Genomic DNA, 23,196 nt, shown 5'->3' with positions numbered 1-23,196 from the left:
TTTTTTATTCGTTTACTTTCTCAGGTGTAAATTCACCTTCATGCTCGATGGCTTGTTTGATATGCGCCAAGTGATGACGCGAGTGCCATGCATACAATCCGACCAGCCATTCAAGAGTTAGCTCTTTACCGTATTCCGGGTGAATGAATTTTCGCTTCTTCTGATCCGGTCGTAATGATTTTAAAAGCATAATCAACCGATTGTGCAAGCCTCTTAAAATATCGGTTGACTCCATAATCTCCTCATTTGTTGCGTCAGCAGTCTTGGCCCATTCCTCTTCTTGATATGTCTTTATGGTCGGTGTTTCTTCGGTAAGAATCCATTTGAATCGAAGGAAGCTGTTCATGTGACTATCCGCAAGATGATGGACTACTTGTTTGATGTTCCAGCTGCCTGGACGGTAATGAAGTTCTAGTTCATCATATGAGAGATTTCCTACCAGTTTCTTTAACTTTTCTGGAAGTGATGCCAATATTTCAATCCATTGATCAAATACTTCATCGGTGATTTCTTCAGGAACTTCATATTTCCCGAGAGGGTATTTTAATACTTCTATATCCACGGCTAGGTTATTTTCTTCGTTTAAAGATAGGCACAGTGCTGCAAGGTTCACCATACATGAGACTACTTACAAGTGGAAAAAGCTTTTCGGTCAGGGAGGTGTATGCATATTCAATGTTTTTAACATTGCCGCATCCTTTGATGACCACTTTTTTTTCCTTTAAATCATTTTTATGAAGACATTTTTCAATGGCGGCATCAATCAGTTTTTTTTCGATGGCATCAATATCGCCGAAAGTTACACAGTGAGCACATTCTTTGATTTTAGTAACCAACAGCATGTAGGCCCAGGTAGGAACAATTGCATCTGCAGTACATACAAGCCCTACATTTTTATCTTTATAGACTGACCAGTCATTTTCTTTAAGAAAAGATCGAAAATCAGACTCTTTGAGGATCAAGCCTTCGTACAGAGTTTCTTTAAGGTCAAAAATGATATATTCTCCAGTATGGAGATAATCTTCTAAATCAATAGAAACTAAAGGACTTTTGGCAACTCTGTTTACTATTTCGTCCATTTATAAAACTGATTTAACCAAAGGAAAAAATTCTACGGGATTTGCATTTTTATCAATACAAACGGAAACGTGGCCTCCATCTATCTCGTAAAACAATTGAAAGAAATTGCCATATCTTAAAATCACATAATCGAGACCGCCGCAATCTATATTACCTCTTTGCTGAGCAATTTTTAGAATCGTTGGATTGACCAACAGCTCCTCATACTTATCTGTCTCGGATTCACTACTGTCAGGACTATCTTCTTTCTGCTCTGTAAACAATTGTCCATTCTTGTAAATGGCTACATACCGAATATCATCAGATAAGGAAAGAATCTTAGTTACCATCTCGTTCATTATCTACAGCAACTTTTTTTTGGGTGTAGTAGTTCGCCATTCTTTTAGATAGTTGGGTTCAAAATAGGCTACATCCTCAAAATTTGCATTCTGAAATTTTTCTTCAGCCATTCGTCCCATATTCTTAGCATCCGGAAAAACATCATCGATAAAGATCAGATTGTCTTGATCGACAATCTCACGAAACTTTGGCATACCATCACCAAACAAATAAAGCGGTAAATCAAATTCTACGAAAGTCTTCTCATCTAAAATCTTAGGTGCAAGCGGCCAAACTTCATTGCCATTTTGACCTTCAATCTGCGTGTAAACCTCCATTCGCCTAGCATCCATCATTGGACATAATAAATGATCTCCTGGAAACTTACTTCTTAGAGGCTCAGTCATTACATCTAAAGAAGGAATAGAAATAAGCTTTTTATCTAACGAATAGCATATCCCTTTCGCACTTGAAACACCAATTCTTAATCCTGTATATGAACCAGGACCAGAAGAAACTGCCACTGCGTCGAGATTATCAAAGGTCACTCCGGCTTCCTTACAAACATGTAAACCTATTCCTGGCAATAGTGAAGAGTGGGACTTTTCCACTTGATGTACCTGATTGGAAAGAAGCTCTCCGTCACGGTGCAATGCCACCGAACACACCATAGTGGATGTCTCTATGCTTAAGATTAGAGCCAACTAGTTTGGATTTAGAATCGACTGATACCTCTCTGGATCATCGAGGATAGTCACGGCCGTCTGAACATCCGGATCTTTGCCAAAAGTAGATTCGATGATGCCTTTTTCGTAGAAATAGCGTCCGGCAATCTCTTGCTCCAATAGCATTTTTATCTCTTCTTTGAATGTAATCAAGTCTTGATCCTTGTTATGTTTTGTCGCTTTTTCCAGATTGTCAAAATACGATTTGAGCTTATCATATTTCTTTTCCTGTTTGGCAATTTTTATCAGTTCCTTCGTCTCTCTTTCTACCCTAGTTTCATAATCAAACTCACGGTTTGATAACCATTTTGCAAACTGACTGTATTCAGAATCGCTCAATCTCAAATCATTCGGTGATTCAGGATTCAAGTTTTCGTTTTTATAGAAGTACTCAGTTGCATAATAGAAGATGTGATCATTTCTCATCAGACTCTGTGTGACCGGAGCAAACTCTAGTCTCTCAACTTCTACGTCCGGATCAATTCCGCCACCATCAAACACTTTTCTACCGCTCAATGTGTAAAATTCATTTTTAAGTGAATCAGGAATTTTTCCTACGCTTCCGTCCTCATTCCTGTTGCTATAGTCGATCGCCTGAATACATCTTCCTGTTGGCGTGTAATATTTCGCTGTAGTAATCTTTACAACTGCATCGTATGAAAGTGGTCGCTCGATTTGTACCAAACCCTTTCCAAAAGTTTTTCTGCCGATCAATACGCCTCGATCATAGTCTTGCATTACACCAGAAACTATCTCAGAAGCAGATGCACTGCCATTGTCCGTCAACACAACTACAGGAATATTCGGATCTACCGGATCATTTAGTGTGTTATAGGTCCAATCATTGGCTCTCACTTTCCCTTTCTGGGTTACTATTTTTCTTCCTTTTTCAATGAATACGTTGGATACATTCACTGCTTCGTGCAAAAGCCCACCTGGGTTTCCTCTAAGGTCTAAAATGATTTTGGTAGCTCCTTGCTCCATCAAATCAAGTACTTTAATGCCAATGGACCGACCAACATTTTGCGTAAAGCTTGTCAAGCGGACATATCCAATATCTTCCGTAACCATGCCTGCATATGGCACGCTATCTACAGCTATCTTTTCACGCTTCACATTTACATCAAACATCTCACTTTGGCCAAAACGCTTCACAGTCAAGGTGATTTCAGAATTAGACTGCCCTTTCATTAAATAGCGGACCTCCTCCTGAGATTTTCCATTTAACGAAATGCCATTAATTGCGTGAATCTCATCACCTGCTCTCAGGCCTGCTTCGTGGGCAGCAAATCCTTCATAGGGCATCACCACAGTGCTTATTCCATTTTTTCGCTCTACCACGGCACCGATTCCAGAGTACTCACCAGTTGTCATCATTCGGTAAGTTTCAATGTCGTCTGCTGCTATGTAGTTGGTATATGGATCTAATGTTTCCAACATCTCGTCAATTCCTGACTTCATCAGCGTTGTTGGATTGATTTCATCAACATAATGGGCATTCACTTCCTTGAAAAGGGTGGCGAATATGTCCAGATTCTTAAGTATCTCGAAATATCTATCGGTGGGTGGTTTTACGGCCGCTGCAAAGACAATGAATGCTGCTAGTAATGGAAGGATAATTTTGGCTTTTCTACTCATAATCATTCAGGATTGGATCCTACATCAGTGTTGATATTACCCAAACGTTCAAGACACTGGATTAGTTGAGTCTGAATGTTATCAAAAGTTAAAATCTGTTTTGAAAGATAAATAAATCCGATGTAAAGAGTTTTCGAATTTGCGGAATTAGACAGTAAGTGCTTGTTCAATCGGTAAGCTTCACGAATTCTACGTTTGAGTAGATTTCTATCAACTGCTCGTTTAAAATTTCGCTTGGGTACAGATATAAGGATTTGGTGAGTGAGAGGTTCGTCGGAATGAAGATAGCGAACTTGAAAATCAGTCAAATAAAAAGAGGAACCTCTTTTAAAGAGTTCCTCAATTTTTTTCTTACCTGTAAGTTTTTCTGGTTTAGAAAAACTGTATTTAGAAAGGCCCATAGGCCACTTTTTACTTCTTGTGGATATCGTCAGATACAGTGAGTCTTTTACGACCTTTTGCTCTTCTTCTAGCAATCACAGATTGGCCATTCACACTTTCCATTCTTTTTCTGAATCCGTGCTTGTTTTTCTTCTTTCTTACTGAAGGTTGAAACGTCCTTTTCATAATATTCTTCTTTCGCTCTTAAAAACGGAGGGCAAAGATAGATAAATCTATTGTTCAAACAAATAATTGTAACAAAATCAATCAGCAGCTTAATTCTCCTCAAAACCGTTGCATAGGTAAAAAAAATAAATACCTAAATTAGGTAGCAAATAACTAATTTATACTATGAAAAAAATCACAAATCATTTACTGGTTCTTGTATTCCTGTTTAGTGGAGCATCATGTGTCCAACAAGAAGCCATTGAGCTGGAATTGACTTCCGAACAAAAATTTGAATTATTGCGAGAAAACCTAAAAGATCTAACAGCGCATTACAATGGTCAGGATATGCAAACGGAAATGAAAAAAATCATCATAAATATTTTCGGTGAAGATGCCGAATATTCATTCGGAAGCGCTTATGGCTATCCAATGCCTGAAAATGGAACAGGGGTTGTTCTTCCTGGTCCTGGTCACTATTACACTATCGCAATTTGGGATGGGGAATGTATGAATATCTATTACATGGAAGGTATTGATGTAGTTCAATTTTCACAAGCATGCTAATAAAAAAGGCCGATGAGTATTCAGCGGCCTTTTTTTATTTCTAAATGATTAATTGCTATTCTACCTGAAATGTATCTTCAGATATATCTTGATTAACCAAAACCTCAGAAGCCTTCATGTCTATTTTCTGTGGACCCATTTGCTGTTTCATCAGGAATGGAAACTTCACACCTTCTACTTCCTGATAATCCATGTAATCCACTGATTGAGTGAATGTTCCCTGAGGTGTCTCAGTAGTTTTGCTATATCTCACTTTCAGGCCGCTCTCGGCATCAAAGTAAACTGTGTATTTGTTTCCTTTTGATAGCGTAACCTCTATTGCATACGAGTCGCTTCCATTTACCTCTTCAACTGCCGTAAGCTCCAATGTTGCTCCTAATTCCTTTAGAGCCAACTCACTAAACAACGCATTAGAAATGACTTGTTCTTCAACAGTTGCATCATCTAAAGAAGGCTTGTTGCCCATTTGAGAAACTGAAGCTTCTTTTCCATCTGAAATGCTGGCCATCACAGTCATTCCTCCCATATCTACAACCATGCTTGTTTTCATACCTTTAGCCATAATCTGAGTCACGATAAGCTGACGTCCCATCATCTCACCACTCATCTTAATGGTAACATTATCAATTTTACTGATTGCATCTTCACCTCCAAGTGCTGACCTGTAGTTTGCAATTACTTTATCCGCTGTAAGCCCTTCTGGTAACTTCATCAACGACGGATCGACTTCATTGCCATACGTGTCATAGTACGTCAGCTCACCAAACTGTTTCAAGCTTTCAGCGACCTCACCTGCTTTTCCTACTACGTTGATATAAGCATTCTCAGGTTTTAAATATTTCTGAGCTGTTGCTTTCACATCATCAATGGTTACTGCTTGTACTTTCTGTAAGTAGGTATTGTAGTAATCTGAAGGCAAGCTGTAAATCGCAGTATTCAAAGCGAAGTTTGCTACCGTCTGCGGACGCTCAAGTGATTGAGAGAAGCTTCCGGCGATTGAATTTTTTGCTAATTCAAGTTCTTCTTCTGTGATTTCTCCATTTCTCATTTGACCCATTTCATAGATCATTTGTACAATGGCACTATCTGTTACTTCATTTCTCACATCAGCATTGGCATTGAACCGAGAGATCAATTCATCTGATGAAAGTGAAGATCGGCTCCCGTAAGTGTATCCTTTATCTTCTCTAAGATTCATGTTCAGTTTACCTGAGAAAGAACCTCCCAAAATCTGATTCATTACACGAACCTTAATTTCATCGTCAGATCCTACATCGAGTTTAACAGGATATGTGATGTTGATAACAGATTGGACAGAACTGGATCTGTTTACGATACCAACTTTGGTTTTTTCAGGAACCTTAGGATTTTCAAACGAAGGCGACGGTACTTCGCCTGCCTCCCAGCTTCCAAAGTAAGTTTTCACCATCTTCTTCATCTGCTTTACATCTACATCTCCAACGATAGCCAAGTATGAGACATTTGGCTTAAAGTAAGTTGCATGATACGCTTTTAGATCTTCGACTGTAATATTGTTGGTTGTTTCCTCTGTTTGAATCTCCCCGTATGGATGATCCGAACCGTAAACCAAAGCTTGATTTAAGTTGCCAGCAATTGCACCTGGATTTTCTTTTGATTGTGCTAATCCAGAAAGTGCTTGCTTTCTGATTTTTTCCAACTCCTCCTCAGGGAATGTAGGGTTGAACGCTACATCTGTCATCAGCTCCATGATCTTTTCGCTATACTTTGAAAGACCTGATGCAAATACATTTGTAGATCCTGCAAAAAGCGAAGCTCCGATAAAATCAACTTCTTCATCCAATTGCTCTTTGGTTCTGGTTTCCGTGCCTCTTTGCATTAGCTGACCAGCCATACTTAGATAACCTACTTTGTCGCCTTCCAAAATGGCTTCTCTGTCTACTAGAAGGTTGTAACTCACTCTTGGTAGTTTATGGTTTTCAATGATGAAAACCTTCAATCCATTTTTCAATTCGAATGATTCGTAATCACCAATGTTAATTGGTCTTGGTGTTGCCGGTTCAGGCAATTTGCTCCGATCCACCTGTGCAAAAGCACCTAGCATTCCGAGGGTCAGAACGAGGGTTAATATATTCTTAAGTGTCATAATTTCTTACTTTATAAAGGTTTATTGATCGTCTAGTTTTTCATCCTCAGGCTTTTGCTGCGCTGATTTTGGAAGATAGTACAGTGTCACACGGTTGTCCGGCGTTAGATATTTTTTAGCTACACGCTTGATATCTTCTTTGGTAACGGCCATGTAACGATCAATTTCGCTGTTAATCAAGTCGGCATCTCCATAATAAACGTGATAATCAGCCAGGCTTTCAGCAATACCTCTTACGGTACTGTTTGAGCTGACAAAGTTGTTCTCAACCTGATTTTGAAGCTTTTTAAATTCTCTGTCGCTGATGTCTTCCATTTTCACACGCTCAATTTCGGCCATCATTGCCTCCTCAAGTTCTTCTGGTGTTTTGCCCATGTTTACCAATCCAAGTGAGACAAATAATCCACCATCTTCAAGTGCGAATGGGAATGAACCAACAAAAGCTGCAATTTCCTGATTGTCTACAATTTCTTTTTGAAATCTTGAACTTTGACCTCCTGAAAGTAGCGTAGTAAGCATTTGCATAGCGTAATAATCATCTGATCCTTGCTCTGCCATTCTGTAAGCCTGGAATACACCAGGGAGTTGCACGTTATCAAAAACCTCTTCTCTTACTTCACCACCCAAATCCGGTGCTTTAATCTCCGGTCTTGGAATTTCTTTTGTCCCTTTTGGGATTTCCGCAAAATACTTCTCAATCAGTTTTTTTGTTTCTTCTATCTGGATGTCTCCAGCGATTGAAAGTGTCGCATTGTTTGGAACATAGAATGTTTCAAAGAAGTCTTTGAAATCCTCATTGGTTGCAGCATCGATATCTTCAAATGAACCGATTGGCGTCCATGAATATGGCGTGCCTTCGTATGCCTTTCCAAAGATTTTGGCTTGGAATGACATATATGGCTGATTGTCAATTCTTGTCCTTTTTTCTTCTTTCACCACTTCTTTTTGTGTTGCAACGCCAATGGAATCGATTTTTGCGTGAAGCATCCTCTCCGACTCCATGTAGAGTCCTAACTCTAATTGATGAGAAGGAAGCGTCTCATAGTAAAAGGTTCTATCAAATGACGTATTGGCGTTCAACTGTCCGCCAGCATTCTGAATAATCTTGAAGAAAGAGCCTCTCTCGATGTTTGGAGATCCTTCAAACATTAAATGCTCAAAAAAGTGGGCAAAACCAGTTCTACCTTTTGGTTCATTTTTAGAACCTACGTGGTAGAGTACAGCCACATTAACAATCGGAGTAGAGTTGTCTTGGTGCAGGATTACATGTAATCCATTGTCCATGTCATACTCCACAAAATCAATTCGCTTCTCTTGAGCAAACGCTCCAAGCATCGCGAGTATGCAGATTAAGGATAGGGTGTTTCTCATTTTATTTATATGTTAACATTTTAATTATAATTCTCTAAGCCAAATAAACTTCACTTTTCCAGCAATGACAAAACCTCTTTTATATGATTTGGGTTTAATCTTGGACCGTACTTGGAAACAACTGCTGAGCTTGCCGCACTTGCCAGTTTTCCTGCCTCCGCATGTGTACGGCCGTTATTAATGCCATATAAGAAAGCACCTGCAAACATATCACCTGCACCAGTAGCGTCTACTGCTTTTGTAGGGAACGGCTGAATTTCATGGTGAGTTGTACCGTCATAAGCAAGTGCTCCTTCTTTGCCTTTTGTGATTACAAATTCCTTAGCCACCTTTCCAATTGCTTTTTTTGCAGCTTCCATCCCTTCTACTCTTGCAAATAGCTCCGCTTCTTCAATGTTGCAAAACAACAAATCAACGCCATCTCCAACTATCTCTTTCATCTGATCATTAAAATACTTAACCATGGACGGGTCTGAAAATGTAAGTGCTACTTTCACACCATTATTAGATGCTATGCGCTTAGCTTCTTTCATTGCTTCTAAACCTGTTGGGGATGATACCAAAAACCCTTCCATAAATATATAGCTGGAGTTTTTGATTGCATCTTCGCTCAACTCATCCACAGAAAAATTGGTTGTGATTCCAAGGTAAGTATTCATCGTACGCTCAGCGTCCGGAGTAACCATTACAAGACACTTTCCTGTTACTCCTGGATGAAGATTTTTCGAATCTAGATTGGTGTCGATTCCTGCAGATGCTAAATCTTGCGTGAACAACGTTCCATCTTCGTCATTTGCCACTTTGCAGGTATAATAGCCTTTACCGCCAAATTGTGCTAAGCCAAAAATTGTATTGGCTGCCGAGCCACCTCCCTGCTTTTTTTTGACGTTTCCAGCTACTTTGGATAGAAGTAACCCTTGTCTTTCTTCATCTACAAGTGTCATTAGACCCTTTTCCACTTCATTTTCACTGAAAAATTGATCTTCTACTTCAATTTCATAATCCACCAAAGCGTTACCAATGGCACAAACGTCGTATTTTTTCATTTTCGCTTTTTAATAATCAATGCTCTATCTGGGTAATCTGTGATAATTCCATCCACACCCCAAGCTATTAGTTTATTCATTTCAAAGAAATCATTCACTGTCCATGGAATAACCTTCATTCCTTTTGACTTGATTTCCTTGATACTTTCTTGCGAAAGTAAGCGATAATTGCATGAATAGATTTTGGGAGTAAACCCAAGTGAATCAATATTTAATTTCCAGTTTAAGTCATTTTCTATAAGAATTGCCAGATCAACTTCCGGATAATTTTCATGGAAGTATTTTAGTGTTCTAAAGTCAAACGACTGAATCGTTACCCTATCTAATATTTTTTTATCCTCCAAAACCTGATATACCAGTTTAGAAAAAACCTCAGGCTCAGGATGGAAAATAGAATCCGTTTTTGATGTGGTTTTAAGCTCAATGTTATAATTAATCGCTTTTATTTTTTTATTCCTATTGAAGGACTCAACACTGTCAATAACTTCTTCTAATAGTGGTTTATAAACTGCAATTCTTTTTTGATTAGGGAAACTTGGATTTCTTAATGTCCCACAGTCAAATTCTTTGACTTGATCATAGTTGAGCTGATAAATATTGATTACTGAATCTGAAGGAATCTCATTTCCAAGGCTGTCTCTACAGAAAACCGGAGAAAAGTAGGGCTCGTGACTAACAACTAGTTTATGATCTTTAGTTACTACAACATCCAACTCTAAGGTGTTTACGCCTAAGTTGGAAGCTACAATAAAGGCTGGAAGGCTATTCTCTGGAGCAAGGCCTCTGGCACCCCTATGCCCTTGAATATCGAATATTTCGGTGTCATTATTTTTGGCTTCACAGGAAGCCAAAATCACAAAGCATATGAATAGGTATCTGTATATCATGATAAAAAATTGATTCGTGTGAAGATATAGTCCAGTGATTCTTCGTTGATGACCATTCGGTAGAAATCTGAATTACTAAGCTGCTCCGGCTGATAGCCACCTTGCTTTAAATATTTCTTACTAATCTTTTTATCAAACCAATGAACAAGCCTGATTTTGCCATCTTCTATTTCTAAACTAGTCATGCCTCGCTTGCCAACCACACAACCCGAGTTGAATACACATGGAATATGAAACATTGTATTATATACATAGTTCTGAAAACTATGATCTTTGTTTTGTCGGTAGAATTTTTTTAGTTCTTTTTTGTGAGACTTAATCTCAGCTCTAATCGACTCTTTCTCATCTTTTTCAGCATCAATAAAATCTCTGCATAATTGTTCGATCTTATATTTTAGCCTATCAACTTTATGGAGTGATTCGAACAATGGTCTATGAGTATGACCAATAATGGACATGGTTTTATAAAATGTTGAAAACCCATAGACGCTTTTCTCAATCTTGTACTGCTTCTGGCTGCTATGCGAAACTGAATAGCTTTTTATTCCTAATGGATTGGCAAAATATTTTAATGTAAACCCTATCAGTTCATTATGTTCCTGATACTTTTTGCTTGCTTGATGACCATGAAAAACGAAGAGGTAATTCTCTCCAAACTTCAATTTTAACGACTCATAATGTTTGTATTCAAACGGCAGGTCCTTCATCAATTGCAGTTCAAGGTCGTGATTCCCAATTGTTTTAAAGAGGTTGTCTTTTGCATTAAAGGCATCAAACAGCTCATAGATCGCTTTCCATTTGTCAATGATCTTCCGTAACTGGAATCGCTGTAGTTCTTCTACATCGCCATTTAGAATCAATGCATAATCATTTGACAGGTAATACTCGTTTAGAACAGTTCTAAAGAGCTTTGCGTTTCGCTTGAAATCATCAGTCGCTCCACCATCTCCCATATGAAGATCTGAAAATATTACCCATCGCTTTCTTGCTGAAAGTTCAATGGTAGGGCTTGCGTCAAAAAGCTTGTTCAGCTTCCTGTAAAGAGCTTTTGTTTTTACCTGATTCTTCTTAGACATCTACCAAATTCCGCGAAATCAAGATGCCAAATTAGAAACATGCATTCAATTTGATAAGAAATTTTAGCGAATAAGAAGAAAAAATAACATTAGGGTGTGACCTGGTTCATTTCAGTCCAATTGGAATCTGCTCTTGTCTCAAATGCTTCTGGATCTTCATTCCATTCATCTTTTAGGCTTCCAGTAAGTTTTGTAATCATGCTCGAAGTAAACAAGATCAGTTCGCCATCTTGTATTTGCCACTGTGCGGGATCCGGCTTCATTTTAGTAGATGTTTCGGCCACTGCATATGCACACCATCCCCCATAATTAGGTAGGTACTTATTGGGATTCTCCATGAATAGTAATCGATTCTTTGTGCTTGAGAAGTGATATGCTAATCCATTGTAATTGAAAGACTCTGCTTCTGTCCCTTTCTTTGCTTCTCCTTGTTCATAGTAGGCTACTGGATCATATCCGTCTAGTGCCACACCACCTACGTTGTATACTTCGTCTTTTGGTGACTCTGCGTCGCTGCTGCAGGCCGACATCAAAAAGAGCATGGCTATAAAAATATATGTTTTTTTCATGGTTTTTTTTCGTTTCGATGGGTTTACGAAGATCGAAATTGATAGATCAGGAAATAAGGTTCTTTGATTGGCTGAGGTCTTAAGGAAGACATTTAGATTTTTTGACCAACTGATTTATTTTAGTGGTTCACACATACCTTAGAGCATGCCGGGAATTCAAAAAATCACTCACAAGGGAAAAGAAATAATCTACGTTGATTACAGGCGAAGGTCAGAGTCTGAAATGTTAGAAATTGCACGCTCTTTAAAAGAGTTTTTACTGTCAGACCCAGGTTATCACCTTCGACTTGTAAATATTGCTGACACACCAGCTACCAGGAAGTTTACAGCCTACATACGGGAATTAGGAAAGGAGACAAAAGGGGTGCCAGTAAGAGGCGCCGTGGTTGGCATCACCGGGGCAAAAAAGGTTTTGCTATCGGGGTACAATAGACTACTTGGAGGTGCTATGCGTCCTTTTGATGATGAAGAAACTGCTAAAGATTATTTGGTTAGCTAAATAAAAAAGCCTGATGCTTTCACATCAGGCTTTGTATCTCGCTTTTCCTTAGCCTATTTTTTTATTTTGAACTCCACCACTTCTTTCGAGAAGTTGTAGAAAGTATCATACGAGCGAATTTCAATTTTCACTAATCCTTCATCAAGGGTTTTAACCACATTTGTCAGGTCTATAAACTCGGCGTTATCACTAACTACCATCTCGCCATCATTGATCTTATACATAAGCTTCTGAACTTTCACATGATCATCCGCTGCTTCAACTTGTAACTGGAAGTCCCCGGAGAATATCGGCAGTCCGTTTTCAAAGGAACTTGGCGTTGTGCCAAATCCAGCGCTTATTTTTGGTCCTTTTTTATCAATGTAGATCTCTCCTGTTCTTATTTGTTCCTGATTTCCGTTTTTATCTACGCTATAGTATTCAATTTGATAAGCACCATCGCTAAGCTGATGTGGAACCATTTGCCTGCCATCGGACTTCATGTAAGCTAAATCCGCTATCTTGAAATAAGTGGTCGCTAATCCTGATTCTTCCTCAATGATTTTGAATTTGATGCGTGTCGCAGGGCCATAAATAAAATCTTCAACCTCAGTGCGAAGGAGATCGGTTCGTGGAGCTGTTAAATCATCTCCCGATAATTCACTTTTAACCAAAACCTCTTTGTCGTCCAGAGCTAATTGAGCAAAAGATCCTAAGCTTAGTGCAGAAAATACAAGTGCCAGAATGTGTGAAGAAAAGTCCATATAATGCTGTGTTGATTTCAATGATGCAAAAATGAATATTAAAAGGGCCTTCATATATCCGTATAAAATTGGCTTTTGAATTAGGTGATTTGATTAGGTGATAATATGTGGATTTTTAAACTTAAAATTCATAACTAGTTCATTAACAGGTATGTGTTGTGATTTACTTTCATAATCAGTTCCACCTATGTTCCATGCCATAATCCGCGTGCCTCGTGAACCTGGGTCCTCATCCCTCAAATATTTCTAGGTAATTAAAAAAGAAAAACCCTGACTCATTTCTGAATCAGGGTTTCTAGGTGTGGGCGCTGAGGGATTACTCATACGCTCAATTCCTTGCGCTCAACCCCTCGTGAACCTTCACTTCGCTCAGGTTTCGAACCTGGTCCTCATCCCTCAAATATTTCTAGGTAATTAAAAAAAGAAAAACCCTGACTCATTTCTGAATCAGGGTTTCTAGGTGTGGGCGCTGAGGGATTCGAACCCCCGACCCTCTGGGTGTAAACCAGATGCTCTGAACCAACTGAGCTAAGCGCCCTTTCAATAAAAAATCACCGCTACAATCGCTTTGGTGATCAAAAGGAGTGCAAATTTAGTACGCTTTGCTTTCCGTGCAAGTCTCTTCACAAAATAATTTTCAGTCCAGGGCTTTTGCCAGAAATATGTTGAACGGATGCAGCGTCTTATAAACATCCGATACCTCGGAGGCAAAGTCGTTAGAGGTGACTTGGTTATCGGTCATTTTCTTCATAAAAACATAGTGTTTGAGCTGTAGCAGATCGATATTTTCATGATCCTTTGGATAACCTTTTGGAGCAGTCTTGAGCTTGTCGTCTCCATAGGGCTCCTCAAATGTCTTCTTGAAGTTCTTGTCATCAATGATGGCACGAACTTCTTTTCCATTATAGTCGATCTCTTGCCTTACCTTTTGTAGCATATCAGATGATGGTTGATAAACCCCACCTCCAGCAAAATTGTTGTCCGGCATTATATGAAGGTAATAGCCCGGATTGCCCGACTTTCTTCCACCCTCAACAATAGCTGCTCCAAAATTGGTCTTATATGGATCTTTATTCTTGCTGAATCTAATGTCTCTGTTGATCCGGAATAGAGTCTTTCTGGGATCTACGCTTGCAATGGAAGGATCAAAAGCAGACGACTTTAGGATAATCTCAGAAACAAGCTCAATGACCTGATCCTTAGCTTCTTTATATCGTTTCTTGTTGTCATCCATCCATTCCTTTTTGTTGTGCTTTGCCAGATCGGACAGAAAATTGAGTGTGAACCGTAAATCCATTATGCTATACTTTTTAAAATACTTTCTAGTTTGATCGATCGAGAAGCCTTTAAAAGGACAGTTGATTTTGACAAATCCATCTTTTTTAACTCCTCCTCCAGGGCAGATTTGGAATCAAAATGATGATTAGGGTTTGCTACTCTTCCTATCTTTTCACCGACGGTAAGCACTTGGGTTAGTCCCAACTTTCTGGCATGTTCGAGTAATTCTGCGTGCTGAACATCAGAATCTTCCACCTCATTCATATCGCCAAGTATGGCCAACTTATCACCTTTTTGTTCGGATAGATTTTCAATGGCGACCTTCATCGAGTCTGGGTTTGCATTGTACGCATCCAGAATAATTGTGGTTGACCCTTTCCGGACAATCTGAGATCTTGAGTTATCAGATTCGTAGGTACTAATCGCGCCTAGAATATTTTCATTAGATACGTTAAAGTGTCTTCCAATCGAGACCGCTGCTGCAATGTTGCTATAATTATATCTTCCAATGATTTGAGTTTCCTGCTCTACACCAGCAAGAGATATATTTATATATGGCTGTGATGAGGTTAGCCTGAAATCTTCAGGTGGAAATAAAATTGGTGATTCGAATCGTTTTGCCATATTGGAAAGCACAGAATCCTCCATATTAACAAACGCTGTTCCATCAGTTTTTCTGATAAAGTCAAACAGTTCGCTTTTACCTCGAATCACACCTTCAATGCCACCAAAGGTCTCGGTGTGTGCGCGCCCAATATTGGTAATCAGACCATGAGTAGGTTTTGCTATATCGCAATAGCTAGCTATTTCACCTACATGGTTGGCACCCATTTCTATGATGGCGATTTCTATTTGTGGATGAATGTGCAAAAGCGTAAGCGGCACACCGATGTGGTTGTTGTAGTTTCCCTTTGTTGCATGTACGATATATTTCTCAGAAAGGACTCGACTGATCAATTCTTTGGTAGTGGTTTTTCCATTGGATCCTGTAATAGCCAGAACTGGTCTCTTGAATCTTTCGCGATGAAAGGCAGCCAAAGTTTGCAGTGCCTTCAATGAATCTTCGGCCAGGATAATTCGATCATCCGTGACAAACTGCTCATCATCGACGACTGCATACGCTGCTCCTTTTTTTAATGCTTCATCGGCAAATTCGTTTGCGTTGAAATTTGGCCCGCTAATGGAGAAGAATAAGTTATTTGGTTCGATCGTTCGTGTATCAATAGAAACGCCATCGCTTAGTAGAAACCGTGAGTAAAGAAATTCAATAAAATCGCCCATTGCAGCAAAAATATCTTTTACTAGCCAATTTTGACCACATATATTTACAGCATGGATCCAAGACTTATCCGACCGCTTGCATTTGCCGGAGTGGTGCTCGCCATGGTACTTAGTGTCTGGTATTTGCTCAAGACTTATGAAGAAGGAAATCCGCGTTGGATTTTTCTGATTATGGCCTTGGGTATTGCTGTGCTACTTTCCCAAAACTTGAGACCCGGAGGTCGAAGAAAAGACTAATCTTGATTGAAAAGCGTACGTGTGGCTATACTCCTTCCCAATGTCACCTCATCCGCAAATTCTAACTCACTTCCTACAGGAATTCCACGAGCAATAGTTGTGACCTTGATTCCGAACTCTTTGAGCAGCTTAGTAATATAAAATGATGTAGTATCGCCTTCCATCGTAGCGCTCAGTGCGAGTATGACTTCCTTTACTTGATCGTCTGTTTTAATTCTGTTAATTAGAGAATCAATCTTCACATTTTCCGGCCCGATTCCATCCATTGGAGATATACGCCCTCCAAGTACATGAAAAAGGCCGTTGTACTGCCCTGTATTTCTGATTGCCAATACATCAGGAGTATCTTCTACTACACATATTACTGATGTGTCTCTGTATGCATTTTGGCAGGTACATTCTTCTGTGTCAGCAATAATGTGACACGTTTTACAATACTTGATGTTTTCGCGCAGGTCCTTTAAAGCTGTTGACAATTCCAGGGTAGAATTTTCGGGTTGCTTTAAAAGATGCAAAGCCAATCTTAGCGCTGTTTTTTTTCCAATCCCTGGAAGTCTTGAGATTTCCTCAACGGCACGCTCCACCAGCTGCGACGGATATTCCATTAGACAATTGACGCTTTTATGCCAACCTCCGTGATTCCTTCTCTCATCGGTTTGAGCTCCTCATAGGCACCTTTCTTTACTGAACATTTGCCTTTGTAGTGGATCAAGAAAGTGCATTGCTCAGCCTGGTGAATGTCATGTTTACATACTTTCACAAGCGTATTTATCACATGATCGAACGTATTAAAGTCGTCATTATAGACCATAAGGTCGCGTACACTCTCACTCCCAATGTCATCTTTGGTTTGTATCTCTTCCTCTATGTCGAATTCAGTACTCATTCCTCTATACTTTACTGCAAAATTAATAATTGCATCAGAACCTACATGATTTGTAATTTGCAGGTCTAACTTTATAAACACCATGAATCCGATTTTCGTTGGCTCGATTGTTTTAGGTTACTTCATATTGTTGATTGGTATTTCCTGGCTGACATCAAAAAATGCAAAGTCAACCGACTTTTATACCGCGAGCCGCGAGTCGAAATGGTATTTGGTGGCGTTCGGAATGATCGGTGCTTCTCTATCCGGTGTGACCTTCATTTCCGTACCGGGCGAAGTGGCAAACTCCAACTTCTACTACTTCCAGGTAGTGCTAGGTTATTTAGTGGGTTATTTTGTGATCGCTAAAGTGCTTCTTCCACTTTATTATCGGCTGAATTTAGTTTCCATCTACACTTATCTGGAACAACGCTTTGGATTTTGGTCTTACAAATCAGGTGCTTTCTTCTTCCTCATCAGCAGAATAATTGGGGCAAGCTTTAGGCTCTTTCTGGTCGCCGGCGTCCTTCAAATTGCTTTTTTTGATGCTTATGATCTTCCATTTTGGATATCGGTTCTGACGACAATTGTCCTAATCTGGCTATACACCTTTAAGGGCGGTATAAAAACCATTGTATGGACTGACACTCTTCAAACCACCTTTATGCTGATTGCAGTTATTGTCAGCATTTTATTTATCAAAAACGAACTTTCATGGACCTGGACAGAGCTTACTTCCAGCATCTTTCAAGATGAACGATCTACTATCTTTAATTGGGAGTGGCAAAGTGGAAGAAACTTCTTCAAGCAATTTTTTAGCGGTGCCTTCATAGCCATCGTTATGACCGGTCTTGATCAAGACATGATGCAGAAAAACCTAACCTGCAGGAATATTGGTGAAGCACAAAAGAATGTATTCTGGTTTTGCATCATTTTGGTTATTGTAAACTTTTTGTTCCTCAGCCTTGGAGTTTTGCTTTATCAGTATGCTGAGATCGGCAACATAGCCTTGCCTGAGAGGTCCGACAATTTATTTCCCATGCTGGCAGTTAGCAACTTCTCGACTATTGGAACCGTCACCTTTCTCCTTGGAATTACTGCAGCGGCCTATTCGAGTGCAGATTCTGCACTTACGGCACTGACAACCTCTTTTTGTGTCGATTTTTTAGGGTTTAAAAAAGAAAATTATGAAGAGAGAAAGAGATTAAGAATTGGTGTTCATTTTGGATTTTCGATCATTCTGTTTTTCGTCATTCTCATTTTTCAGGCCATTAATGATCAAAGTGTGATCAACTCCATCTTCATTGCAGCTGGATACACATATGGGCCATTGCTTGGACTTTTCACCTTTGGTATTTTCACAAACTATCAAGTCAAGGATAACCTGGTCCCGTTGATATGTGTTCTCTCTCCTATATTGAGTTATATCATCAATATCAATTCTGAACAATTATTAAATGGATACAAGTTCGGATTTGAAATCTTAATTCTAAATGGATTGATTATGCTGATCGGTTTGTTTTTTATCAGAAGCAAATAGCAAATTCATGACTGATATCGAAACTCCCGAAGACCTATATCGACTAGTTGATTCCTTTTACGATCAAGCCAAAAAGGACAGCATGCTCGGACCAATATTCAATCAATTTGTTGATGATTGGGAACCGCACATTCAAAAAGTCTCTGGCTTTTGGGCAGCTACGATTTTTGCATCGGGTACATACAGGGGAAATCCAATGGCTCTTCATCAGGAAGTAGATGAGAAGTTAAATCATTCATTAAGCCAATCTCACTTTAATAAATGGGTAGAAATATGGCATGAGACCGTTGATTCGATGTTTATGGGATCCAAAGCCGATATGGCTAAGCAACGAGCCAGTAACATTGCCAATATCATGTTTATTAAATTATATCAAGCTAGAGAGAAAAGCTCATAGTCCTAATTCTATCATTGGATCCCAAAAATGCTTTTCAAAATTGATGATTTGATCTTTTTCGACCTTCACACCTTCCGCTTCTAACAGTTCTTTCATACGATTTGGAGACTCAAAATGATTTTTGCCTGTAAGGACCCCAATCCTGTTGACTACTCGGTGGGCGGGTACATCGTGATTGGATATAGCTCCATTCATTGCCCATCCAACGACTCGAGCTGAGCGTTTCACACCCAGATATGCGGCAATAGCTCCATAGCTTGTCACCCTGCCTTTAGGAATTAGTTTGGCGACCTCATAAACATCATTGAAAAAACCATCCTTGTCCATTAGTCCAGTTTTTCCACCACACAATCTTCTAAAATGAAGAACAGGTGCAATGGATTGTCATCGTTCAGCCGAAGTGTTCCTTTCACTCTTACGCGTTCGTCTGTGTACTTGAAATCTCTATCCGAATACACCTCTACGACTGTTTCTGGGCCTGCTGCCCCACAGAAAAAGCAAGACTGATAGGGAAAGCGTGAGAGCACAAAATAGTCCTGATTGCTCTCCTGTTGAAGTGGTATTATGAACCCTTCAAGGGTCAGCTCTTTCCCTTCCCGTAATTTTAGTTGCTCAGAAAATTTAGGTTGTTCAACTTCGGCACTCATAAATTCATCATAACCCATGATTATTTCCACAGAGGACAATAATTCCCATCCGGAAAGTTGTGGTTGAAACAAAAGTGCTAGCAAAATAGTCATCATAGTGTGTAACAATATTAGAACCAAAACTATCTAAAAAACGTGTTAGTGTCTTGCAAAGGCCTTACCATTATTTTTTACTTTAGCCGAACATAACAAAGCAAATGAGCAGTATAATCTCGACCTCCGAAGTTTCCAAGAAATACGTAATGGGCAGTGAAATCATCATGGCCCTGAAATCGATCACAATCAATATTGATAAAGGCGAGTACGTGTCATTTATGGGCCCATCAGGTTCCGGTAAGTCCACCCTAATGAATATCATTGGATGTTTGGACACACCAACTGATGGTACATATGTGCTGAACGATCATGACGTAAGTGACCTGACTGAAAATGAATTAGCTGAGATCAGAAATAAAGAAATTGGTTTCGTATTTCAAACATTCAACCTTTTGCCAAGAGCATCAGCGCTTGAAAATGTGGCTTTACCACTTGTTTATGCAGGATATAATTCTTCAGAGCGAGAAGAAAAAGCATTAGCAGCGTTGGCAGGGGTTGGATTAGATGACAGGGCCTACCACAAGCCAAATGAACTTTCTGGTGGTCAGCGACAAAGGGTTGCGATAGCAAGAGCCTTGGTAAATGACCCAAGTATTATACTTGCGGATGAGCCTACCGGTAATCTGGATTCAAAGACATCCTACGATATCATGGATCTTTTTCAGGAGTTGCATGACAAAGGCAATACCATCATCATGGTTACTCACGAAGAAGATATTGCCGAATACTCACATCGAATCGTACGTCTTCGCGATGGGCTAGTAGAAACTGATACCGTCAACAAAAATATTAGATCCGCTAGAACGCCAGCATGAGTGCAAAACTCTACACCAAAACGGGAGACAAGGGAAAAACTTCTCTCTTAGGAGGAAAGAAAGTATCTAAGTCTGACTTACGCATAGATGCATACGGCAATGTCGATGAGCTTAATGCTTTTATTGGGCATCTAAAAGATCATGAAGCTGTCGAAAATCGTCTCAAACAGCAACTGTATTGGATTCAGGAGCATCTGTTTTCTATTGGAAGTCTTTTGGCCACAGAGGCTGGTTTCAAAGGATTTGAACTTCCAAAAGTGACGCAAACCGAGGTGCAACAACTAGAGGTTTGGATAGACAAATTCGACGGTGAGGTGCCTGCGCTCAAAAATTTCATATTGCCGGGAGGACACCCGGCTATCTCCTTGGCGCACATATGTAGAACGGTATGCAGGAGAACCGAAAGAAGCATCATCTCGTTAAGTACAGACGAGCCAGTAGATGAGTCTATATTACAATTCATCAATAGATTGTCTGATTATTTGTTCATCTTTGCGCGCGCAATCGGCCACATTTTAGGTGTGAAGGAGGTTCCCTGGGCACCTGGGACTGATTGAAAAAACCCAATTTCAACCCAAAGATTGTAGAAAATGACAGAGACGTTGGATATTCAAATCACGGAAACACAAGATTCCAGACTACCCGAAATCGATTTCGATAACTTGGCATTCGGTAAAACTTTTTCAGATCATATGTTTATAGCCGATTATAAAAACGGTGAATGGACAGATTTAAGAATAACACCCTATCAGAACCTTTCGGTGAGTCCGGCCAACGCCACACTTCATTACGCACAAAGTATTTTTGAGGGATTGAAAGCCCATAAATCTGATAATGGCGACATCCTAATTTTCAGACCTGAAGCTAATGCTAAGAGGTTAATCAAAAGTGCAGAGCGTATGTGTATGCCTCCTGTTCCTGAGGAATTATTCATGGAGGCCGTTGAAGCACTTATCGCAATTGATCAAAATTGGGTTCCGGATAATCCGGGCACGTCTCTCTACATCAGACCTTTCCAGTTTGCTGATGATCCTTTCATAGGTGTACGTCCATCGGAGACTTACAAATTTATGGTGATTACTGGCCCTGTGGGTGGTTATTACTCTGAGCCTGTGCGAGTGAAAATCGAAAAGCAATTTACACGAGCTGTCCGAGGCGGCGTAGGAGCAGCAAAAACGGCTGGCAACTATGCAGCTTCTCTATATCCAGCAAAACAAGCACAAGCACAAGGCTATCATCAGCTTGTATGGACAGACGGGCAAACACATGAATTTATTGAGGAGTCGGGCACGATGAACATTATGTTCGTAATCAATGACACACTCATTACTCCTCCAACAAGCGACTCAATTTTACCTGGAATTACTCGGGAAAGCGCTTTGGTACTAGCACAAGATTGGGGGCTAAAAGTAGAAGAACGGCCAATTAAAGTTGATGAAGTAATTGAAGCTATCAATAAAGGCACATTAACTGAAGCGTTCGGAATTGGTACGGCCGCTACAATTTCCCACATAGCAGTTATCGGATATGAAGGAACTGATTATGAATTGCCTGCGGTAGAAACTCGAACCATTTCAAATAGATTGTTAGATTCTTTGACTAAAATCAAACTAGGTCAGGAAGAAGATCGGTTTGGATGGATGCATAAGGTGGGTTGAGTTTTTAATTTCTAGATTAAAATCAGCATTGATTTCAGCGAAATCTTGAAAGAGATCAATGTATTACTATCTTCGCCACTTCAATTTTAATATTCCATGACAAACGAAGAATTGAAAGATTTAAAGGCTCGTGTTAATGCCTTGAGGGGGTACCTTTGACTATGATGGTCGTAAAAAAAACCTCGAAGAATTAGAACTAGTCACCGCTCAACCAGACTTCTGGAACAATCCCGAAGATGCTGAGAAAACCATGAAAAAGATCCGTGGCCTGAAAGGCTGGACGGATAGCTATGAAGCGGTAGAAACTTCGCTTGGTGACGTAGAAACCCTTTACGAATTCAATCAGGAAGGAGAAGCTTCTGATGAGGAAGTGCAAGAAGCATATAACAGTGCATTCAAGCAACTGGAAGAGCTCGAGCTTAAAAAAATGCTTGGGGAGGAAGAAGATCAACTTTCTGCTATGTTGCAAATCACACCAGGTGCCGGTGGTACAGAAAGCAATGATTGGGCAGGTATCCTAATGCGTATGTACATAATGTGGGGAGAAACCAACGGGTATAAGGTCCGTGAGGTTGACTATCAAGCCGGAGATGTGGCAGGCGTTAAATCAGTGACGCTGGAATTTGATGGCCCCCTTGCCTATGGATATCTGAAGTCAGAAAATGGCGTACATCGATTAGTCCGAATTTCACCTTTCGATAGTGGTGGACGAAGACATACTTCTTTTGCTTCTGTCTATGTTTATCCAGTTGCAGATGATTCCATAGAAATTGATATAAATCCAAGCGATATAGAATTGCATACTTCAAGATCCGGAGGCGCAGGTGGGCAGAATGTAAATAAGGTGGAGACAAAAGTTCAACTTACTCATAAGCCAACCGGAATTGTAGTTGTTTGTCAGGTTGAACGATCACAGCTTGCCAATAGGGAGCGAGCCATGCAAATGCTGAAGTCTCAGCTTTATCAAATGGAGATTGAGAAGCGCAACAAGGAACGTGCAAATATTGAAGCTGGAAAAAAAGCTATAGATTTTGGATCGCAAATTCGAAATTATGTGTTGCATCCATACAAACTCATAAAAGATGCTCGAACAGGCTTTGAACGGACGGATGTGCAGAACGTGCTTGATGGAGATTTGAATGATTATATCAAAGCCTTCCTCCTACATGAGGAGTAGCTAAACACTCAATCT

Annotated in this window: 29 protein-coding genes and 1 tRNA gene; 9 read left to right on the top strand and 21 right to left on the bottom strand. The window is 39.8% G+C overall.

The window, feature by feature from the left end; all coding sequences use genetic code 11:
* Window positions 1–4 precede the first annotated feature (4 nt).
* From ACL8WY_RS12095 to rpmH, 7 genes are read right to left on the bottom strand one after another with little or no spacing between them, the layout of a single operon-like run.
* On the bottom strand, window positions 5–562 hold the full coding sequence (locus tag ACL8WY_RS12095; RefSeq protein ID WP_436515016.1) for a YfiT family bacillithiol transferase: 558 nt from the start codon (window positions 560–562) through the stop codon (window positions 5–7).
* Window positions 563–569: 7 nt separating this feature from the next.
* A complete protein-coding gene (locus ACL8WY_RS12090; protein WP_436515015.1) occupies window positions 570–1,079 on the bottom strand; it encodes a DUF2480 family protein in 510 nt (169 codons plus the stop codon).
* Entirely contained in the window at window positions 1,080–1,409 is a 330-nt protein-coding gene (locus ACL8WY_RS12085) for a hypothetical protein (protein ID WP_436515014.1), read from the bottom strand. It lies immediately after the preceding gene.
* A gap of 12 nt (window positions 1,410–1,421) precedes the next feature.
* Window positions 1,422–2,102, bottom strand: coding sequence for a tRNA (adenosine(37)-N6)-threonylcarbamoyltransferase complex dimerization subunit type 1 TsaB (tsaB, locus tag ACL8WY_RS12080; RefSeq protein ID WP_436515013.1), 681 nt, complete (start codon window positions 2,100–2,102; stop codon window positions 1,422–1,424).
* Window positions 2,103–3,761, bottom strand: a complete 1,659-nt coding sequence (locus ACL8WY_RS12075; protein WP_436515012.1) for a S41 family peptidase — start codon at window positions 3,759–3,761, stop codon at window positions 2,103–2,105.
* Window positions 3,762–3,763: 2 nt separating this feature from the next.
* The gene (rnpA, locus tag ACL8WY_RS12070) at window positions 3,764–4,162 is read right to left on the bottom strand and encodes a ribonuclease P protein component (protein ID WP_436515011.1); all 399 of its coding nucleotides are present in this window, start codon (window positions 4,160–4,162) and stop codon (window positions 3,764–3,766) included.
* 10 nt (window positions 4,163–4,172) lie between these two features.
* Window positions 4,173–4,328: a 50S ribosomal protein L34 gene (gene rpmH / locus ACL8WY_RS12065; RefSeq protein ID WP_089356556.1), complete on the bottom strand. Its 156-nt coding sequence runs from the start codon at window positions 4,326–4,328 to the stop codon at window positions 4,173–4,175.
* Between the two features lie 165 nt (window positions 4,329–4,493).
* Between rpmH and ACL8WY_RS12060 the strand changes: the two genes are divergently transcribed.
* A complete protein-coding gene (locus ACL8WY_RS12060) occupies window positions 4,494–4,874 on the top strand; it encodes a hypothetical protein (RefSeq protein WP_436515010.1) in 381 nt (126 codons plus the stop codon).
* Between the two features lie 55 nt (window positions 4,875–4,929).
* On the opposite strand, the gene ACL8WY_RS12055 is transcribed toward ACL8WY_RS12060, so the two are convergent.
* The 6 genes from ACL8WY_RS12055 to ACL8WY_RS12030 all read right to left on the bottom strand — a co-directional run bounded on the left by ACL8WY_RS12055 (window position 4,930) and on the right by ACL8WY_RS12030 (window position 11,948).
* Window positions 4,930–6,999, bottom strand: a complete 2,070-nt coding sequence (locus ACL8WY_RS12055; RefSeq protein WP_436515009.1) for a M16 family metallopeptidase — start codon at window positions 6,997–6,999, stop codon at window positions 4,930–4,932.
* A gap of 21 nt (window positions 7,000–7,020) precedes the next feature.
* Complete coding sequence (locus ACL8WY_RS12050; protein ID WP_436515008.1) at window positions 7,021–8,370, bottom strand: M16 family metallopeptidase; 1,350 nt, start codon at window positions 8,368–8,370, stop codon at window positions 7,021–7,023.
* Between the two features lie 50 nt (window positions 8,371–8,420).
* Window positions 8,421–9,416 carry an adenosine kinase gene (locus tag ACL8WY_RS12045; RefSeq protein WP_436515007.1) on the bottom strand — a complete coding sequence of 332 codons (996 nt, stop codon included), beginning with the start codon at window positions 9,414–9,416 and terminating at the stop codon, window positions 8,421–8,423.
* A complete protein-coding gene (locus ACL8WY_RS12040) occupies window positions 9,413–10,303 on the bottom strand; it encodes a glycerophosphodiester phosphodiesterase family protein (RefSeq protein WP_436515006.1) in 891 nt (296 codons plus the stop codon). The genes ACL8WY_RS12045 and ACL8WY_RS12040 overlap by 4 nt, the downstream gene beginning before the upstream one ends.
* Window positions 10,300–11,379: a metallophosphoesterase gene (locus tag ACL8WY_RS12035; RefSeq protein WP_436515005.1), complete on the bottom strand. Its 1,080-nt coding sequence runs from the start codon at window positions 11,377–11,379 to the stop codon at window positions 10,300–10,302. The genes ACL8WY_RS12040 and ACL8WY_RS12035 overlap by 4 nt, the downstream gene beginning before the upstream one ends.
* 89 nt (window positions 11,380–11,468) lie before the next feature.
* The gene (locus tag ACL8WY_RS12030) at window positions 11,469–11,948 is read right to left on the bottom strand and encodes a YHS domain-containing (seleno)protein (protein ID WP_436515004.1); all 480 of its coding nucleotides are present in this window, start codon (window positions 11,946–11,948) and stop codon (window positions 11,469–11,471) included.
* A gap of 145 nt (window positions 11,949–12,093) precedes the next feature.
* Here ACL8WY_RS12030 and ACL8WY_RS12025 point away from each other — a divergent pair, with 145 nt between their 5' ends.
* A complete protein-coding gene (locus tag ACL8WY_RS12025) occupies window positions 12,094–12,447 on the top strand; it encodes a hypothetical protein (protein ID WP_436515003.1) in 354 nt (117 codons plus the stop codon).
* 53 nt (window positions 12,448–12,500) lie between these two features.
* Here the strand turns inward: ACL8WY_RS12025 and ACL8WY_RS12020 are convergent, their stop codons facing one another.
* The 4 genes from ACL8WY_RS12020 to ACL8WY_RS12005 form a co-directional block, all read right to left on the bottom strand.
* A complete protein-coding gene (locus ACL8WY_RS12020; RefSeq protein WP_436515002.1) occupies window positions 12,501–13,190 on the bottom strand; it encodes a hypothetical protein in 690 nt (229 codons plus the stop codon).
* A 463-nt stretch (window positions 13,191–13,653) separates the two neighbouring features.
* Window positions 13,654–13,728, bottom strand: a tRNA-Val gene (locus ACL8WY_RS12015).
* Between the two features lie 99 nt (window positions 13,729–13,827).
* Complete coding sequence (locus tag ACL8WY_RS12010; protein WP_436515001.1) at window positions 13,828–14,487, bottom strand: DUF2461 domain-containing protein; 660 nt, start codon at window positions 14,485–14,487, stop codon at window positions 13,828–13,830.
* The gene (locus ACL8WY_RS12005) at window positions 14,487–15,749 is read right to left on the bottom strand and encodes a UDP-N-acetylmuramoyl-tripeptide--D-alanyl-D-alanine ligase (protein ID WP_436515000.1); all 1,263 of its coding nucleotides are present in this window, start codon (window positions 15,747–15,749) and stop codon (window positions 14,487–14,489) included. Before ACL8WY_RS12005 ends, ACL8WY_RS12010 begins: the two co-directional genes overlap by 1 nt.
* A 30-nt stretch (window positions 15,750–15,779) precedes the next feature.
* On the opposite strand from ACL8WY_RS12005, the gene ACL8WY_RS12000 reads away from it, so the two are divergent.
* Window positions 15,780–15,986 (top strand): hypothetical protein, encoded by a 207-nt coding sequence (locus ACL8WY_RS12000; RefSeq protein ID WP_436514999.1) that lies wholly within the window; start codon window positions 15,780–15,782, stop codon window positions 15,984–15,986.
* Here the strand turns inward: ACL8WY_RS12000 and recR are convergent.
* Together recR and ACL8WY_RS11990 are read right to left on the bottom strand one after the other, a co-directional pair.
* Window positions 15,983–16,591 carry a recombination mediator RecR gene (gene recR, locus ACL8WY_RS11995; RefSeq protein WP_436514998.1) on the bottom strand — a complete coding sequence of 203 codons (609 nt, stop codon included), beginning with the start codon at window positions 16,589–16,591 and terminating at the stop codon, window positions 15,983–15,985. The two genes, ACL8WY_RS12000 and recR, sit on opposite strands and share 4 nt — an antisense overlap.
* Window positions 16,591–16,872, bottom strand: coding sequence for an ATP-dependent Clp protease adaptor ClpS (locus ACL8WY_RS11990; RefSeq protein ID WP_436514997.1), 282 nt, complete (start codon window positions 16,870–16,872; stop codon window positions 16,591–16,593). Before ACL8WY_RS11990 ends, recR begins: the two co-directional genes overlap by 1 nt.
* An 82-nt stretch (window positions 16,873–16,954) precedes the next feature.
* Here ACL8WY_RS11990 and ACL8WY_RS11985 point away from each other — a divergent pair, with 82 nt between their 5' ends.
* Both ACL8WY_RS11985 and ACL8WY_RS11980 read left to right on the top strand, forming a co-directional pair.
* Complete coding sequence (locus ACL8WY_RS11985) at window positions 16,955–18,391, top strand: sodium:solute symporter (protein WP_436514996.1); 1,437 nt, start codon at window positions 16,955–16,957, stop codon at window positions 18,389–18,391.
* Window positions 18,392–18,398: 7 nt separating this feature from the next.
* The gene (locus tag ACL8WY_RS11980; protein WP_436514995.1) at window positions 18,399–18,788 is read left to right on the top strand and encodes a group III truncated hemoglobin; all 390 of its coding nucleotides are present in this window, start codon (window positions 18,399–18,401) and stop codon (window positions 18,786–18,788) included.
* Here the strand turns inward: ACL8WY_RS11980 and ACL8WY_RS11975 are convergent.
* Complete coding sequence (locus ACL8WY_RS11975) at window positions 18,783–19,115, bottom strand: MGMT family protein (RefSeq protein ID WP_436514994.1); 333 nt, start codon at window positions 19,113–19,115, stop codon at window positions 18,783–18,785. The genes ACL8WY_RS11980 and ACL8WY_RS11975 overlap by 6 nt on opposite strands.
* Entirely contained in the window at window positions 19,115–19,531 is a 417-nt protein-coding gene (locus ACL8WY_RS11970; RefSeq protein WP_436514993.1) for a hypothetical protein, read from the bottom strand. The genes ACL8WY_RS11975 and ACL8WY_RS11970 overlap by 1 nt, the downstream gene beginning before the upstream one ends.
* 101 nt (window positions 19,532–19,632) lie before the next feature.
* On the opposite strand from ACL8WY_RS11970, the gene ACL8WY_RS11965 reads away from it, so the two are divergent.
* The 4 genes from ACL8WY_RS11965 to prfB all read left to right on the top strand — a co-directional run bounded on the left by ACL8WY_RS11965 (window position 19,633) and on the right by prfB (window position 23,181).
* Window positions 19,633–20,346: an ABC transporter ATP-binding protein gene (locus ACL8WY_RS11965; protein WP_436514992.1), complete on the top strand. Its 714-nt coding sequence runs from the start codon at window positions 19,633–19,635 to the stop codon at window positions 20,344–20,346.
* Complete coding sequence (locus ACL8WY_RS11960) at window positions 20,343–20,903, top strand: cob(I)yrinic acid a,c-diamide adenosyltransferase (RefSeq protein ID WP_436514991.1); 561 nt, start codon at window positions 20,343–20,345, stop codon at window positions 20,901–20,903. Before ACL8WY_RS11965 ends, ACL8WY_RS11960 begins: the two co-directional genes overlap by 4 nt.
* Before the next feature lie 33 nt (window positions 20,904–20,936).
* Window positions 20,937–22,004 (top strand): branched-chain amino acid aminotransferase, encoded by a 1,068-nt coding sequence (locus ACL8WY_RS11955; protein WP_436514990.1) that lies wholly within the window; start codon window positions 20,937–20,939, stop codon window positions 22,002–22,004.
* A 96-nt stretch (window positions 22,005–22,100) separates the two neighbouring features.
* A protein-coding gene (gene prfB / locus ACL8WY_RS11950) for a peptide chain release factor 2 (RefSeq protein WP_436514989.1) occupies window positions 22,101–23,181 on the top strand; the annotation gives its coding sequence in 2 pieces (ribosomal slippage) (window positions 22,101–22,160 and window positions 22,162–23,181; 1,080 coding nt in all).
* Window positions 23,182–23,196: the final 15 nt, after the last annotated feature.

The organism is Ekhidna algicida (assembly GCF_051379705.1).
Lineage (GTDB): Bacteria > Bacteroidota > Bacteroidia > Cytophagales > Cyclobacteriaceae > Ekhidna.
This window is presented reverse-complemented; position numbering and strand designations above follow the sequence as displayed.